This is a genomic window from Dialister sp. UBA1703 (assembly GCA_002320515.1).
Lineage (GTDB): Bacteria > Bacillota > Negativicutes > Veillonellales > Dialisteraceae > Dialister.
The window spans coordinates 5,552-21,159 of record DCJJ01000005.1; the positions used below are offsets into that span (position 1 = coordinate 5,552).

13 protein-coding genes are annotated in these 15,608 nt (G+C 49.9%); 5 read left to right on the forward strand and 8 right to left on the reverse strand.

Annotation, left to right across the window (positions count from 1 at the left end):
• Positions 1-435: 435 nt before the first annotated feature.
• Positions 436-705: a hypothetical protein gene (locus tag B2Y11_RS00170; protein ID WP_291054503.1), complete on the reverse strand. Its 270-nt coding sequence runs from the start codon at positions 703-705 to the stop codon at positions 436-438.
• Positions 706-991: 286 nt separating this feature from the next.
• Between B2Y11_RS00170 and larE the strand changes: the two genes are divergently transcribed.
• The 4 genes from larE to B2Y11_RS00190 all read left to right on the forward strand — a co-directional run bounded on the left by larE (position 992) and on the right by B2Y11_RS00190 (position 5,453).
• Positions 992-1,801, forward strand: a complete 810-nt coding sequence (gene larE / locus B2Y11_RS00175) for an ATP-dependent sacrificial sulfur transferase LarE (RefSeq protein WP_291054506.1) — start codon at positions 992-994, stop codon at positions 1,799-1,801.
• Between the two features lie 602 nt (positions 1,802-2,403).
• Complete coding sequence (gene larB, locus B2Y11_RS00180; protein ID WP_291054509.1) at positions 2,404-3,165, forward strand: nickel pincer cofactor biosynthesis protein LarB; 762 nt, start codon at positions 2,404-2,406, stop codon at positions 3,163-3,165.
• Positions 3,166-4,569: a nickel pincer cofactor biosynthesis protein LarC gene (larC, locus tag B2Y11_RS00185; protein WP_291054512.1), complete on the forward strand. Its 1,404-nt coding sequence runs from the start codon at positions 3,166-3,168 to the stop codon at positions 4,567-4,569. It begins immediately after the preceding gene.
• Positions 4,570-4,886: 317 nt separating this feature from the next.
• Positions 4,887-5,453 carry a hypothetical protein gene (locus B2Y11_RS00190; RefSeq protein ID WP_291054514.1) on the forward strand — a complete coding sequence of 189 codons (567 nt, stop codon included), beginning with the start codon at positions 4,887-4,889 and terminating at the stop codon, positions 5,451-5,453.
• A 191-nt stretch (positions 5,454-5,644) separates the two neighbouring features.
• Here the strand turns inward: B2Y11_RS00190 and B2Y11_RS00195 are convergent, their stop codons facing one another.
• From B2Y11_RS00195 to B2Y11_RS00220, 6 genes are all read right to left on the reverse strand, one after another.
• Positions 5,645-6,439, reverse strand: coding sequence for a right-handed parallel beta-helix repeat-containing protein (locus B2Y11_RS00195; protein ID WP_291054517.1), 795 nt, complete (start codon positions 6,437-6,439; stop codon positions 5,645-5,647).
• 428 nt (positions 6,440-6,867) lie between these two features.
• Positions 6,868-7,341, reverse strand: a complete 474-nt coding sequence (locus tag B2Y11_RS00200; protein WP_291054520.1) for a low molecular weight protein-tyrosine-phosphatase — start codon at positions 7,339-7,341, stop codon at positions 6,868-6,870.
• Positions 7,342-7,363: 22 nt separating this feature from the next.
• The gene (locus tag B2Y11_RS00205; RefSeq protein ID WP_291054523.1) at positions 7,364-7,738 is read right to left on the reverse strand and encodes a hypothetical protein; all 375 of its coding nucleotides are present in this window, start codon (positions 7,736-7,738) and stop codon (positions 7,364-7,366) included.
• Positions 7,726-8,832: a 5-methylcytosine-specific restriction endonuclease system specificity protein McrC gene (gene mcrC, locus B2Y11_RS00210; RefSeq protein ID WP_291054527.1), complete on the reverse strand. Its 1,107-nt coding sequence runs from the start codon at positions 8,830-8,832 to the stop codon at positions 7,726-7,728. Before mcrC ends, B2Y11_RS00205 begins: the two co-directional genes overlap by 13 nt.
• A complete protein-coding gene (locus B2Y11_RS00215; protein ID WP_291054530.1) occupies positions 8,829-10,862 on the reverse strand; it encodes an AAA family ATPase in 2,034 nt (677 codons plus the stop codon). Before B2Y11_RS00215 ends, mcrC begins: the two co-directional genes overlap by 4 nt.
• 761 nt (positions 10,863-11,623) lie before the next feature.
• Positions 11,624-13,006, reverse strand: coding sequence for an ATP-binding protein (locus tag B2Y11_RS00220; RefSeq protein ID WP_291054533.1), 1,383 nt, complete (start codon positions 13,004-13,006; stop codon positions 11,624-11,626).
• A 348-nt stretch (positions 13,007-13,354) separates the two neighbouring features.
• Here B2Y11_RS00220 and B2Y11_RS00225 point away from each other — a divergent pair, with 348 nt between their 5' ends.
• Complete coding sequence (locus B2Y11_RS00225) at positions 13,355-13,816, forward strand: methylated-DNA--[protein]-cysteine S-methyltransferase (RefSeq protein WP_291054535.1); 462 nt, start codon at positions 13,355-13,357, stop codon at positions 13,814-13,816.
• Positions 13,817-14,047: 231 nt separating this feature from the next.
• On the opposite strand, the gene B2Y11_RS00230 is transcribed toward B2Y11_RS00225, so the two are convergent.
• Positions 14,048-15,454 carry an SLC13 family permease gene (locus tag B2Y11_RS00230; RefSeq protein ID WP_291054538.1) on the reverse strand — a complete coding sequence of 469 codons (1,407 nt, stop codon included), beginning with the start codon at positions 15,452-15,454 and terminating at the stop codon, positions 14,048-14,050.
• Positions 15,455-15,608 lie beyond the last annotated feature (154 nt).

The following is a 15,608-nucleotide window of genomic DNA, read 5'->3' on the forward strand; positions in this document are numbered from 1 at the left end:
ATTGGATAAAAATTCATATGAAATTCGATTCTGCGAATGAATCAGTGCTTCCCTAGCCTGCACAATAAGAGGCTTTCCTATTGGCGGCTGACCGGCTGCGGTCGAAATGACGACAGGGCAGGGCGGCGTTTCTGTCATTTGCCCTTTTGAAATGACCGTATGCAGCCTGCCGCCACCGTCATCTCGAGCGGGGGGGACGTGCCGGTAAGGAGGGTAAAGACCTGGGGGCTATTGAGACGCTGAGTCGAGAGATCTCCTGCCTGCGGCATACCATGGGAGAGTGAGATTTCACCACTTTGCTGCGCCTTCGTCGAAATGACGGGTGCGGGACGGTGTTTCTGCTATTTGAAGCGTGGGATTTCTCCACAGTCTCTTTTGGGCATGAAAAAAGAAGCAGTGAAGAAAAGATGAACCCTTCTCCGCTGCCTCTTTGATTTACTGTCCTTCCATCATTTTCCGGATCCGTTCTCTCCGCCTTCTGGCCGCTGCTTCATCCACGATAATGTGGTGGCCCGAGGGGGTGACGAATTCCGCTCTTTGCGGCGCCGCCTTTTTATCATTGTACAGGGCGTAGTCAAAGCCTCCGCCCAGGGCGCAGCTGGCGCAGTCCCGGCCGCTGGAGCCTCTCCACATGCGGTAGAGGCTGTAGCAGAACCAGCCGGCAATGGCGGCTGTAATCAGTATGGTCAACAGGGTACCCATCATGGTCCTCCTTTATGATAATATTTCTCAAGTAATTATAACATAAAAAAGAAAATAGGGAAACAGAAAGCGATGGCCCTATGGCTTGCCAGAAGCAGGCTTTAACCTTTTATAATAAGAACAGCTTTCCCGCTGCGTTCGGGACAGGAGCCTTCCCTTCCCGTTTCATGGACTGTCATCAAAGGGGCGTTGGATGGTATAATAATGAAATAAGTAGAAACCGCCCTCGTTCCTTCCGGCTGGCGCCGGAAGTCTTGCGGATCAGTATTTCTAAAGAATGGAGAAAACTATGGTAACAGAAGAATTACAGAAGAAACAGGATCATCTGGAAGCATATCTGAAACAGCTGGGCAGCGTGGTGCTGGCCTTTTCCGGCGGCGTGGACTCCACCTACCTTATGCATGAGGCCAGGAAGGTGCTGGGGGACAGGGCCATGGCAGTCACCATGAACCTGGCGTCGGTACCGGAAAGGGAAGTGGCCGATGCCATAGAGTACTGCAGGAAGGAAGGCATCCGGCAGAAAGTGGTGAAAATGGACCAGTTCGGCATTGAAGGATTTGCAGAAAATCCGGCCAACCGCTGCTATCTCTGCAAACATTTCCTTTTCAGCTCCCTTAAGAAAATCGCGGAAAAGGAAGGCTTTGCCTATGTCATCGACGGCACGAACCTCAATGATGCCTCCCAGTACCGGCCGGGGCTGAAAGCTCTTGCGGAGCTTGGTATCCGGAGTCCCCTCCGTCACGCCGGCCTTTACAAGGCGGACATCCGGGCCCTCTCTAAAGAAGCGGGCCTTCCCACCTGGAGCAAGCCCTCCTTTGCCTGCATGGCCACCCGTTTCCCCTATGGCGAAACCATTACGGAAGAAAAACTGGCCATGGTGGAAAAGGCGGAGGACTTCCTCTTTGCCAAAGGTTTCAAACAGTTCCGCGTGCGGCTTCATGAAGGAAATATGGCCCGTATCGAAGTGCCGAAAGAAGACCTTTGGAAACTCTTCCGTATGCATGAAGAACTGGTGCGCACCTTCAAAGCCCTGGGCTTTGCCTATGTCACCATGGACCTTCAGGGCTACCGCATGGGCAGCATGGATGAAGTGTTGTAACGGTCGCCTTCGGCGGCCCGGGTTCATTGGACACACCTTCGGTGTGAAGGTTCAAAGTTCAGAAGGTTCAGAAGGTTCAGAGGGTGGTGGCGCCCGCTTTGCGTCTCCGGGTTCAGAGGGTTCGGCCCGCCCAAGGCGGGTTGGTTCAGAAGGTTCAGAGGGGGAGGTGGCGCCCTGCGGGCGCAAGTTTATCATGCCGCTCCGCGGCGGCGCTGCGTGCTTACCTTCCCGCCTTTCACTGTCATCCTGAGCGATAGCGAAGGATCTCGGTGCCTGGAGATAGTGACTCATAGGAAGGTAAATACCGGTCAGCGGGAAGGTCGCTTCGCGTCGGGTTCAGAGGGCTCAGAGGGGAAGGCGGCGCCCTGCTGGCGCATTATAATAGTGCCGCAGGTGCCCCATCTTGCATTCGGGAATCCTCTATGTCTGACAGCCTGACAGTCTGATGTCTCCCCACGTTCGGGAATACAGCATACAGGCACATAGCTTACGGACAGCGGATAGCGGATAGCGGACAGCCGCTAGTGGGCTCCACTGTCCCACTGTCCCACTAGCCCACTAGTCCACTAGCTCACTATATAATAAACACAAAGGATTGCATCATGGATATTAAGGATATATTGCAGAAAGTAGCCTCCGGCGCCCTGCGCCCGGAAGAAGCGGAGGCGCTTCTCCGGAAAAATCCGGCAGACTGGCCCTATGAAGAAATGGGATTTGCCAAGCTGGATACAGACAGAAAGGCCCGGTCCGGCTTTGCGGAAGTGGTATACTGCCAGGGTAAGTCTGACGCCTTTATTGGGCAGATTTTTAAAAAACTCTACGAAACGGAAGGAGAAGTCTTCGGCACTCGGGCTTCGCCTCACCAGTATGAACTGGTAAAGAAAGTGCTGCCTTCCATTTCCTATGATCCCATTTCCCATATTCTGGAGCAAGAAAAGGAGAAGGACCATATCGGATGCATTGCTGTATGCACCGGCGGCACTGCCGATATATCAGTGGCGGAAGAAGCGGCCCAGACGGCGGAGTACTTCGGAAGCCATGTGGAGCGGATTTATGACGTAGGGGTTAGCGGCATTCACCGGCTTCTCTCCCAGGAGGGGAGGATACGCAAGGCCAGCTGCGTCATTGCAGTGGCCGGTATGGAAGGAGCCCTGGCCTCGGTCATCGGGGGGCTGGTTCGAAATCCGGTGATTGCCGTGCCTACGTCAGTGGGGTATGGCGCCAGTTTCCACGGCCTCTCTGCCCTCCTGACCATGATTAATTCCTGTGCCAACGGCATAGTGACCGTGAATATAGACAATGGATTCGGTGCCGGTTATGTGGCCACCCAAATCAACAGACTGGCAGAAAGGGGAAAAGTGTAAATGGGAAAATCATTATATCTGGAAGCAGCCTCCGGCATTGCGGGGGATATGTTTGTGGCAGCCCTGCTGGACCTGGGCGCAGATCGGAAAGTGCTGGACAAGGCGATTTCTTCCATTCCCGCCAAAGGCTTTACGGTGGAAATCGGGAGGGTGCAGAAAGCAGGCATTGACTGCTGCGATTTCAACGTGATTCTGGACAAAGAACATGAAAATCACGACCACGACATGGCCTATCTCTACGGCCCCCTGCCGGAAGTAAGGGAAGCGGTTCATGAAGAACACCATCACCATCATGAGGAAGAAGGCCATCATCATGAGGAGGAAGAACATCACTGCCACTGCCATGGAGATGGCCACCATCACGAGGAAGAAGAGCACCACTGTCACTGTCACTGTCATGAAGACCATCACCATCATGACCATGGAGAGGGGCACCATCATCATGAACACCGCCATCTGAAAGATGTGGAAGCGGTGATTGACGGCACGGACATGACCGAATCTGCCCGGATGCTGGCAAAGAAGATTTTCCGCATTGTGGCAGAGGCGGAATCTAAAGCCCACAACCTTCCCATCGAGGAAGTTCATTTCCATGAAGTGGGAGCAATCGACTCCATTGTGGATATCATTTCCGCTGCCGTATGCTTTGACAGTCTCCATGTCAAAAACGTGATCGTACCGAAGCTTTCGGAAGGCAGAGGCACTGTCCGCTGTCAGCACGGCGTACTTCCGGTGCCGGTGCCGGCTACGCTGAACATTGTCACCGCCTATCACATGCCCCTGGAAATCATGGACGCCAAAGGGGAATACGTGACCCCCACCGGCGCAGCCATTGCGGCGGCCCTGGCCACCTCCCATGAGCTGCCTGCCTCCTTCACCATCCTGAAGACCGGCCTTGGCGCGGGAAAGCGGGATTATAAGGAAAGAACCAACATCCTTCGGGCCATTCTCATCGACGACGGCGGCGGAGACTGGGAAAAGGACGAGGTGGTGAAACTGGAAAGCGATATCGACGACGCTTCCGGCGAAGTGCTGGGCTACACCATGAAAAAACTCATGGACGCCGGTGCCCTGGACGTCCATTTCAGCCCCATCTACATGAAAAAGAACCGCCCCGCCTTTGAACTCACGGTGATATGCAAAGAAGAAAAGAAAAAGGAAATGGAAGAAATCATCTTCCGTGAAACCACCACCATCGGCATTCGTGAATTCTCCTCCCTCATGCGTTCCATCCTCCATCGAGAGGAAAAGGAAGTGGACACCACCTTTGGCCCGGTAAAGGTGAAGGAAGTCACCCTGGGCAGCGAAAAAAGGCGCTACCCGGAATACGAATCGGTGAAGAAACTGGCGGAAGAAAAGCATGTGCCCTTCCAGACCATTTTTGACGAAGCGAAAAAGCAGTGAAGAAATGATGAATGATTGACCTTCCATCAATCAATTCGGGAAGCGGCTGCTATTGCAAAAGAAATGGTACAAGCCGCATTGGCGCCGGAGATCTCTCGACTCTGAGCCATAACAGCACATGGGCCTATTGGTTATATGATCGGCACGGACCTCCGCTCGAGATGACACAGCGGCAGGCAGCTTATCGTTAAAAGAATCATCGCAAAAAGGGCATTGAAGAAATGGGCAGTCATTTCTTCAGTGCCTTTTTTGCGCCATTTTCCATAAAAAGGACTACAATAGAAGGAGAATTTGATTTCATAAAGAGAAGGGATACCATGTTTGGACTTACAGCATATAAAGAAATCATTACGGGACAGCTCCTTCTAAGCGCTGGCGCCCTGTTCTACACAGGCTGGTGGCTTGCGGCCTTTAAGCCCGATTCCACCAGAAGCGGAGGCGCCCTCTCCGCCCTCCTCTTCTTCCTCCTGGCAACCTTCGGCCTTTCCGGCACCGCCTTGACTGTCCACGGCATCCACGGACTTCCGCTGCCTGCCTCCTGGCCGGGAAGCGGCATGCTTTTCATCATGGCCCTTCTGGTCTACTTCATCCTTCTCACGGGCTCCGTGAAACTCTTCGGACGAAAGCCCACCACGGAACTCATCCTCATGGTGCTCTGGGCCCTCATGGAAATCATGGCACTGGGGGCGCTCCACGAAACCGGCGCCCTTACCGGCGCTGCCTATGGCCTCACCTGGGCCGCCGTGGCTGCTGCTTCTCTCATCGCCCTTACAGCCTACATGATGTACTACCGCATGGATGATAACACCGCCTACATTACCGGAGCCGTTCCCCTTCTGGCAGACGGGGCGGTGACACTGATGATCGCCCTGCTGGGACGGTAGCGGGATCCGCACTCATTCATGCAGCTGCTCCACTGTCTGAGGACCCGCTGTTTCCCTGTATTTCACCTTCCGGCCCTCCACCCGAAAAGCCTGATGATGTAAATGATGGTCTTCAGGGACCCGCTTACATCATCAGGATGTTTTTTACCTGCCAGCAGGTTTTAAAAGTTTTGATGCACCGGAAGGTCTTTTCAGGATTCACTGATATGGCCGCCAGTCATGGTGAGGCTGTCGATGATTCCCCGTACATCCCGGAAGGTGCAGTCGGTCAGCTCCAGCCGGGAGCGGATCAGAGCAAAGAGGGGAAGATCCGTTTCCATATCTTTGAAGGTGGTCCGCAGGAATTTCAGGTCCTGGCAGTCTGCGGCGGACACCAAACCGTAACTGCATTCCCGGATTACACTGTCCTTGAGGAGAATGCTGCTGCAGAACCGGGCTTCATACCCATAGGTTCCGCATCCGTACAGGTCCATATGATCCATGGTCATATGAGTGACGCTATCCAGTTTCAGCACGGCGCCGTCACAGAATCCTTTTTTGAGTTTATGGCCTATCCGGAGGTGCGACAGTTTCAGGTTTCGGCAGTTGATGAATTTCAGTACCGGCGTATAGGGGAATTCTGTAACAATTTCTGCTGTAATGGTCTCCGTATCTAATCCCCGGATGGTGAGATCCTTGAACCCCGCAATGTCCAGTGTGTAACCATCGCCCAGATACAGACCGGCAGGGGCCGAATCATAGTAGCCGTAGCAGTGAAGCAGCCGCTCTGAAAATTCTTCCTTCTGCCAGTTTGACAGATTGTATTCGCCCGGTGCCAGAACGATTTCCGTATTGTCCGCCAGTGATTCCATCATTTCGTCTACATTGTGGACCAGCACTGTTTTCTGGGCCCCCAGGGCCGCCGGAGTCATCGTCAGGACCAGCAGGATCCCTAAAAAGATACCCCTGATAAGCTTCATCCATTTGATTTTGCCAGGCTCTTTCATTACCAGACACCTCCTGTTTCTGGGAATCTCTTTACTGATTATGCCGCCGCAGCCCGACGTATGCACCGGTACGATCCTGCTGAGAATGTGGATTTCCCATGGGCTGGGGCTCAGAATTTCTTGATCGTGACAGTATCCTCTCCTGCGTTTGCGCCGCTTCTGCTGAAAGCCCCGGCCCTGCTGACAGGATGGCGGTACAGAGAAGCAGGGGCAGGACCTTCTTTGTCAAGGCGGAATGATTCTGTCTCATAGAAAACGCATCTTTCCTGTTTTCTGGGTATTCCGCAAGGATCCCGGCCTTACTTTTATTATACTAAAAAATGGACAGCAAAAAACCTGTACGAAAGTACAGGCTTGTAACATGAAATAGGAATTTTTCAGATTCATTCCGCTCCCTCGGACCGGAATCCGTCAAAGGCAGTAAAGGTTCAGGAAAGCTTCTCCAGCACCGCCCGGCAGCCTTTTGCGATATCCTCATAGGTTTTCTCAAAATTTCCCGTATACCAGGGATCCGCCACATCCCTTGCTTCTCCCGCCCAGTCAAGAAGGCGGGAGATTTTTTTCTCCGGATCCCCCTGGGTGAGGCGGCACAGGTCATCCAGATTTTCCTCATCCATGGCAATCACATAGTCCGCCTCTTCATAATCCTTCCTGGACATGAGAGCCGCCCTTCTCTTCGTAAAGGGAATGTGGTGGGCCTGGAGGGTCCTTCGGGCAGGCGGATAGATATCATGGCCCACTTCCTCAGTGGTGGCGGCCATGGAAGAAATGTCAAATTTCCCATCCAGCCCCCTTTGGCGCACCATGTCCTTCATCATCATTTCTGCCATGGGAGAACGGCAGATATTGCCGTGGCAGATGAATAGGATATGGAGTTTATCTTCATGGTTCTGCATTGTCATGGAATGTCTCCTTTCGGTGCTTTTATAATCGTTTCATTTCCTGTTTCATTCTTTCTCTGGAAATTATCCCGGCAAGAACGGTATTTTCCAGCAGGGCCCATTTTTCATCTTTGCTCAGATGATGCTGCCGGGAGAAAGTATAGATACTGTGCCTCGTATAGAGGATATCTGTGACTTCGCCAGGCTTCCATTCCCCTAAGGAGGAATGCATCCATTTTCCTTCGCGAATCATCATATAGAAGAAAATCTTTCCCGGCGCGCTGTGCATGGATTGGAACAGAAGGATCAGGCCTTCCTGCCCGGTATAATCGGCGCGCCGGTCTTCGTAGGGCTTTTTGTCGTATTGACTGACTGCGGAAATGAGTTTTCCAAAGAAGCAGTTTTTCAATCTGGCCATTTTATGTCTTCCGCCTGCTTATCTATTTCTATATGGAAGAAATCTTTCACAATCCGGTTCAGCTGTTCGGCTATTTCTGAAAATTCCCGGTTCAAATCCAGGGTTTTTATGGAAATTTGATTTCCGCTCATCTGATATACATGATCCGGGACAAGAGGCTCATCGGTTTTTGCGTAGAGGAGCATGCCGGCTACCTTATGGTCTGTACCGTTTAGCGCGGCTTCCTTATTTTTCACATAAGTAAAAATCTGATATAAGTTTCCTGAATGCAATGTCTGCGTATCAAAGTGTGTCTGCAGCGTGTGCACATAATATTTGGCATCAATAATGAGCATCTGCTTTCCATAGGCAAGGGTAATATCTGTCTGCATGACTGGAAGCAGTGCGTCATATCCGTCATCCAGCTGCCATGGGATTTGAAGGGCTTTGGAGGAGAATCCTTTTATGCGTGCACCAAACTCCTGGGCGTAGTATTCTAGAATAAACTTTTCGTATAGCCGCTCCATCCTCTGCTTGTCTATAAAACCGGCCAGTCGATATTCTCCGGACTCTGTGGTCAGAAGAGCCCCTTCAATCAGCAGCTGGCAGACGGCGAGCAGGAGCTGATAGGTTTGATTATTTCTTTGAAAACGGATGTCGGCCCATCGAATATGGGCAAGCTCTATTGGCTTGATTCCGGAGAAGAACAGCATTTCTTTATTTAATTCGGATTTATATTTTTCTTGTACGTCCTTCTGTTTGAGCAGGAGAAGAACTGTCGATTTGAGAATCCGGTTCATCAGATTGTTCTCAGACAGCTCATCATAATCACAGGTCACGGCTATTTGATTCCGCATTTTGTTACGGATTGTCTCAGGAATATTTATCTTTCCACGAAGCGTGGTTAAGTTGTCTACATGGCTCATGTATTCTTTATAGAGGCCCTGCTTCAACTGCAGACCGATACCTTTAGACAGAATTGCTGCAAAGAGATTATGTATGTTATCGAAAGGTTCCTTCCGGATATCGTCATAAATCGATTTTCTCAGTGTGGTAAAAGCGTACGACAGCATGTAATAGATGTTTTTTATGAATATGCTCTTATCCTTTGTCATTGAAATACTCCGTGCAGGATATTATCCCAGTGCTGCACTCTGGCGTCGTCATCAAACCAGTATTCAGAAAGCATGGGGAGAATATCATAGTCTACCACAGACTGCATCCATTCGTTGGTACAGGTTTCTTTTGTCTTTCCACAGAAATAGCTGTGCCCTATGCAGAAACCCTTTCCCAGGGATTTGTCTCTTGAGATTTCTCCGTTCAGTTTCACAATTTCGGAAATCAGTTCATCAAAAGTCCTGCTGTCAAGAGAATGCTGATACTCTTTGAAGCCCTTTGATTCAAATGCCGGAGCCATTTCAAAGAAGCTGAACCGGCGGCGCAGAGCATAGTCAATCATGGCGAGGCTTCGATCGGCCGTATTCATCATGCCGATGATGTAAAGATTTTTCGGAACGGAAAAGGGCATACCATTATAGGCCAGCGTCGCTTTTGTGCCGCGATAGTCTTTCTCAATCAGCATCAAAAGTTCCCCGAAAATTTTACTGAGATTTCCCCGGTTGATTTCATCAATAATGAAGAAAAACTTTTTATCCGGATGATTTTCCGCTTTCTTACAGAACTGGTAGAATATCCCATATTTTAGTTCATAGGAATCGCCGGATGGTCGGTAGCCCATAACGAAATCTTCATAGGAATAATTCTGGTGGAACTGTATGAATTCAATACAGCTGTCATCTTTTTCGCCCATCAGTGAATAGGCCAGTCGTTTGGCAGCAAATGTTTTGCCTACACCGGGAGCTCCCTGCAGAATGAGATTCATCTTGTTCGAAAGTACTCCGGAAAGCCTGTCGTATTGATTTTCACTCATATAAACTTCGGATAGAAAATCCTGCTTCGTATAGGGAGTGTTCATATCCTTGGAAGTTAATGGGTTTTCTTCACGAATCATGTCCATGATGAACTCATATTCGTCTTTGGTCAATTTGAAGAAGGTGCCGTTTGGATTCTGGAAGAATTCCATCTGCTGAAGCTCCGGACATTCCTTCAAGGTTCGGTAATCGATGGGATTGACAAGAGACTCGGTTTTCTCAAAACAGATTTTTTTGCCATCATTTGCGGCGCTGACCTTAGCCAGTGCCACCACCTGTTTTTCAGGATTGGACTCATAACCGATAACTAAATCACCGGCTCTGGCGTCCAAAAAATTCTGGAATACACGGCGTTTATTTCCATTCTCATTGAAAAGGGTGTACTCCTGCACATGGCCGGTCTGCAAATTGGAAAAACTCCAGATTTTCGGATTCGCATTGAGCCACCAGTATCTATGCTCTTCACTGCTTTTCGGCTTTTCAGTAAACTCCATGTCGTCAGAATCTGCTTGATTCGATTTCTTAGCAGCTGGTTTAGGAATATTGCGAGAAATATAAAAACCCACATCGAAGGTTAGTGTTCTTAGCTCCGAATCGGGATAGCAGTCGTCTGTCAATTGGCTCTTGAATAGGTCAATAAGTGTGGAATCCCGTTTTAGGCTCTCACGGATTTCATTGTAAAAATCGTAGAAGCTTTTGAGATTATCGGTATAGGAGCCTTTCTTAAATTTATAATTACTGTCTAATTTATTAGATACAGACCTTGCTTCACTATATTTATACACATAGTATTTATCCGGGTAACGGAGCCATAAATATGTGGTGATGGCATTTTCATGCTGGTAATGCTGTTTGGCGGTGCTTTTATACTTTTTAAGGAGAATGTTCGACTGCTTCTTGAAAGACTCAATTCGTCCAAATACGTCTTTACTCTCATCAAATAAGTCCATATACATGGCACGTACTTTTTCCGGCGCGGCGTGGGCAAATTCTATAATCATTCCCGCTGGAAAATTATTTATTGAGGCCAGAAGATTGGAAGTTTTAGAAAGAGATTGACTGAGCATGTCTTCAAAATCCGCTGCGTGAATATCCCAGTTATCCTGAAAGCATTTGACTGCTTCCCATTTGTATTTTTCTTCATTCCAGTGTGTAGCGACGAAGTCTTTCTTATACTGCCTAAGAGCTTCTTTTAAGCGAAGTTGATTAAACATTTCTATAATATCCTCCATGACATGTCCGCACAGGTCAAAATGAAATTAAAAATGAAGATGCCGTATATGGGGCCTTTACTTATCATTATAGCAGTTTCATAGGAGGCCGTGAAAACAGATAAAAAACGGATATCCGGTTTTCTACAGAGCAGCGGAAGGGATGGTGAGTTTCAAGGGAAAGTTCGCCTTTTCTTCCGGGCGGGCAGGGATATGATAGGGGTAGAGAAAGGGGCGGATAGAATTTGATTTCGACTGATGGATAAGGGGGCATTTGACATGTGCCTTGGATTGATAAGAAGCAGAATCAATTTCAATGATTATTCCATAGGCTTTACTTTGATGTATTATATGAGCTTCTAATAACAGGCTCTGACGATTTTAAAGGGCCTGCCATCGTGCTCATCCTTCTCTTTTCTTTATAAAGGATTTTGACAAATGGTTTGGTAAGGAATGCGATTTCCTTGGATTTCAAATGGACTGCGGGTATCAATTTGCAGACCGTTTGGAAAAAGAGAAAACCTTACATAAGGGGTGTTCCCCGGCGGATATGATCAGCCATATTTATAATTGGTGAGTTCTGGGAGCCGGTCTGTTTTCAAAATGGCGCTATTTTACTCACTGGGCCAACGCCTCGTTGGAAAAAGACATTGATTGGTTTATCCTTGTGCTGCATCAGCTATACAAAAGCTCTGCTTCAAAGAATTTATAAGAGCTGTTTTTTAATGTCCTGGCGTATTCTTAAAAGAGGTAGAAAGAGTTCATCAGCCATTGCTGTACAGGTCTTCCAATGTATAGAGAATGACACCGGGTCTGGGGGTCACCTGATAGCCGCTGCGGGAAAAGAAGCCGTATCTATGGCAGTTCATTCCTGTCTGTTGGACCTGTCGGATTTCGGTCTGAATCATGGCATCGGTCACAGGGGTCTTCCGGAATTTGGCTTCATAGAAGATGTATCCTTTATCGTCGTGGGTGACTACATCAAATTCTCCATTTCTATGCTCTTCAGGTAAATCATAGGAATAGGTGCCGATGGCATCAAAAATTTCTGGAAGCCGTCCTTTTCGATTCTGGCGGATGAGGAACTGGCGGCACAGGGGTTCAAACTGTTTCGGGACGAAGGTCTCAGAAAAGTCATGGGCAATGTACCGGTCCCAAAACGTATCCGGCGCCATAATCTGCCGCTGTGAACTGTAGGGAAACAGATATCGGTAATAGAAGCTGGACAGATTGTCGCTGATGAAATAGCTGGCTTTCTTTTTGTTATTTCTGTCATTAATGGGAACTTCTTTTTTCACCAGTTCCATGAGTATCAGCCGTTTCAGCACTTCGGCCAGCGCTGAACTGCTGGTGATATGGGATTGGGACAGAATATCCTTAAAACGGTGAAAGCCCCGTGCCAGTGCTTCAAATGCTTCGTTTGCATTGATGAACCGGGACAGTTCTCCCAAAAGATACATTTGGACTTCATTTTCCAGCCTGGCATCGGGCTCCACCAGCAGGTTCATCACATTTTCGCGGACACTTCGGGTGGAATCTATGAGACGGTTGTAATAAGGCACGCCGCCGAAAACACTGTACAGCCGCACCTTGTCTGCCGGAGAGAAGTCCGGGTAAAAGGCAGCCGATTCGAAGTAATCCATGGGATGGATATGAAGGCTCAGGGTGACTCGGCCATATAACGGATTTTCTTCCAGCATCAGCGATTTCATGGTATCCACAAAGGAGCCGCAGAGAATCAGCTTCAACTGGGAACGCTCCCGATAGGAATCAATCAAAGACTGTAAAATGCTGTCCAAGCCGGGCACTGTTTGACGCAGATAGGGGTATTCATCCAAAACCAGAACCTGCCTTGTGCGGCAGGCCTGCTGAAAAAGAAAATCAAGCAGCTTTTCTATGCCCGTAAAGGCCAGAGGCGGATACTGATAAACCTCAGAAATCAAGGTAGACAGACTTTGGACGTTATTCATCTCCGTTGTCCGCTTGCATTGATAATACAGCCCCTGAATCTTTGAGGTTTTCAGAAACTGCTTAATCAGCTCACTTTTACCGATTCGCCGCCGTCCGTAAATCAGCACTACTTCCTGATTCGGGGAGTCATACATCCGGCGAAGCCGTTCCATTTCCACTTCTCTTCCAATAAACATGGAGCTACCTCCTGCTTTCCATTTTAGTCATATGGATTTTACTAAAATCCTTTTGAGTAAAATTATACTACATCATGCATTGTCGATTCAACGACAGGACTCTTTTGGTATTGTATAGGATAAAAATATATTTTATTAAAATTTGATGAGCACGCTTTTGCCGGTTTGAATGGATGAATTTTCACATTTTTTAGGGAATCATGATGCCGGTTTGCCACATTTTTCCTTGAAGCGACTTTTTGTTAAATCACTCCATTGCCAACGGCTCTTTCTTTTGTTTTTCCATGGTATACTGGATTCAGCAAAATCTCATCATACGCTATGCAGGTGGAAGAAAGGAAGGAAATCATGAAGACAGCTATTTATCATTCTCCTTTTGGAAATATGGAGCTTTCCTATGAGGAAGGTGGGGTGATTTCTCTTCGGATGGCGGAGGAGGGGATGAAGGGGGAGGCGCCTTTCGGGCTGGCGCTTACGGTGTTCCGGGAGCTGGATGAGTATTTCCAGGGCCGAAGGAAGACTTTTGACTTTCCCTGCCGTACCCATGGCACCGCTTTTCAGGAGAAGGTGTGGGCGGCGCTCCGGGAGATTCCCTATGGGGAAACGAGGAGTTACAGGGACATCGCTGAGGCCATCGGCCATCCGAAGGCTTACCGCGCCGTAGGCATGGCCAGCAATGCCAATCCCCTTTTCATTATTATCCCCTGTCACCGTGTCATCGGCGCCGACGGCTCGCTTACCGGCTACGGCGGCGGCCTTCCCATGAAGAAGGCCCTGCTCAGCCTGGAGAAGAAGCATAGCATTTCATAAATACAAAAAGGGCTGTGAAGAAATTTCAGGCCCCATGGTACATGCAGCATAGCGGCAGGAGATCTCCGGGCTCAGAGTTTTCCTGGCGCTCAAAACCCTTTGCTCTACGACCGACAGGCAGCTCCGCTCGAGATGACGATGAGGCGAGTGGCTTACTGTCATTGAACCCATAAAGACATACCAAAAGGGCTGTGAAGAAATGATTTCCATTTTTTCACAGCCCTTTTTAATTTACAGTTCGCTGAAGAGGGGCACGAAATCCATGAAGACGGTGCATAGGAGGGTGATAAGGATCACTGTAAGAAGGGAGAGCACTGTACCGTATCGGATCTGGGCGGAGGCGGAGAGGCCGTAGCCTATGGGGATGGCCCTGGTGGAAATGGGGAGGATGTAGGCGCAGTTGGCGGCGGCGATGGTGCCCAGGATGTAGGGGATGGGATTCAAGGAGAGGGAGGAGGTTATGCCGATGACCACGGGAATGGAAATGGAGGCGGAGGCAGTGTTGCTGGAAATTTCCGACATGAAGCAGGCGAAGAGGCAGGCCATGGCCATCACCGGAAGGCCCGGGGAGAGGTGAAGGGCGGCGATGAGGAGGGAGAGCTCCTTGATGGCGCCGGTTTCAATGACCAGTTTCCCCAGAGCCAGACCGCTGGCAAAAAGGGCGATCATGCCCCACATGGCGTGGCTTTCAGCGTATTTCCAGGTGAGCATGGGATTTCCTTTTTCATCTTTCAGGAAGAACATGAGCATGCCCAGGAAGAGAAATACGTAGGCCGGCTTCATGGCAGGGAGGTATGGCGCAAAGAGGGGACGGAGGAAGGAGAGCAGGGTGGCGGCGGTGAAGAGAATGAGGCCTATGCGCTCGCCCCGTTTCATGGGGCCGAAGGAGGCGTACATGGAGCGGAAGTAGTCCCTGGTGCCGGGAAGTGATTTCATGGGGCAGGGCAGGAGAAGAAGGAAAAGGAGATTCATAAGGAAAATAAGGATGAGAACGGGCAGGAAACGGATGACCCAGTCGAAGTACATGAATTCGTGGCCCGTCAATTTTTCCAGATAGGAAACGGCCACCAGATTGGCGGAGGAGCCGATGGGGGAGCCGAAGCCGCCGATGCCGCTGCCCCAGCCGATGGCAAGGAGGATGGGGATGGCGGTCTGGCTTTTGCTGATGTCCTTTTCACCGACGAAATGGAGCATGGCCACTGCAATGGGGCAGAAAATGGCGGCTACCACCACATTGGGGAGGAAGACGGACAGCACCGTGGAGGCCAGGAACCACACAAAAATCTGGCTCTTCATGGAGGTGCCGATGGAGCAGAGGGCTTTCACGGAAATCCGCTTGTCCAGTCCCGTGGTGGTCCAGGTGAGGCAGATGAGGTCGCTGCCCAGAAGGAGCACGGCGATTTCGGAGAAATACTGGCTGATGACAGGATTCATGGGAATCAGGTTAAAGAGAGAGTTCACCACGATGGGGATAAAGGCGGTGACGTAGATGGAAACGGGTCGGAGAATCCACCACAGCGCCATCCAGAGAGCGCAGGAGAGGGCCAGGGCGGCAGCGGGCTCGAAGGGGCCGGTGAAAAGAAAGGCGGAAATAGCAAAAACGGCAGGGCCGCTTAGGAGTTCAAGATTCTGTTTCATGAAAACACCTCTTTGAAATAGTGTACTAGTGTACTAGTGTACTGGTGGGACAGCGGGACAGTGCTTTCCCGTATTCCCGTAGGGGCCTGCGCCTGCGGCGCAGAGGGGCGTATGGCATCCATCGGGCCTTTGGCCCTCGGTGCCAAGGGTTGTG

What these genes read in the sequence shown, in the direction of transcription:
- larE (WP_291054506.1), top strand. Translation starts at nt 992, where the DNA reads ATGGTAACAGAAGAATTACAGAAGAAACAGGATCATCTGGAAGCATAT.
- B2Y11_RS00225 (WP_291054535.1), top strand. Translation starts at nt 13,355, where the DNA reads ATGAAGACAGCTATTTATCATTCTCCTTTTGGAAATATGGAGCTTTCC.
- B2Y11_RS00215 (WP_291054530.1), bottom strand. Translation starts at nt 10,862, where the DNA reads ATGTTTAATCAACTTCGCTTAAAAGAAGCTCTTAGGCAGTATAAGAAA.
- B2Y11_RS00190 (WP_291054514.1), top strand. Translation starts at nt 4,887, where the DNA reads ATGTTTGGACTTACAGCATATAAAGAAATCATTACGGGACAGCTCCTT.
- B2Y11_RS00220 (WP_291054533.1), bottom strand. Translation starts at nt 13,006, where the DNA reads ATGTTTATTGGAAGAGAAGTGGAAATGGAACGGCTTCGCCGGATGTAT.
- B2Y11_RS00170 (WP_291054503.1), bottom strand. Translation starts at nt 705, where the DNA reads ATGATGGGTACCCTGTTGACCATACTGATTACAGCCGCCATTGCCGGC.
- mcrC (WP_291054527.1), bottom strand. Translation starts at nt 8,832, where the DNA reads ATGACAAAGGATAAGAGCATATTCATAAAAAACATCTATTACATGCTG.
- larB (WP_291054509.1), top strand. Translation starts at nt 2,404, where the DNA reads ATGGATATTAAGGATATATTGCAGAAAGTAGCCTCCGGCGCCCTGCGC.
- B2Y11_RS00200 (WP_291054520.1), bottom strand. Translation starts at nt 7,341, where the DNA reads ATGACAATGCAGAACCATGAAGATAAACTCCATATCCTATTCATCTGC.
- B2Y11_RS00230 (WP_291054538.1), bottom strand. Translation starts at nt 15,454, where the DNA reads ATGAAACAGAATCTTGAACTCCTAAGCGGCCCTGCCGTTTTTGCTATT.
- larC (WP_291054512.1), top strand. Translation starts at nt 3,166, where the DNA reads ATGGGAAAATCATTATATCTGGAAGCAGCCTCCGGCATTGCGGGGGAT.
- B2Y11_RS00205 (WP_291054523.1), bottom strand. Translation starts at nt 7,738, where the DNA reads ATGGCCAGATTGAAAAACTGCTTCTTTGGAAAACTCATTTCCGCAGTC.
- B2Y11_RS00195 (WP_291054517.1), bottom strand. Translation starts at nt 6,439, where the DNA reads ATGAAAGAGCCTGGCAAAATCAAATGGATGAAGCTTATCAGGGGTATC.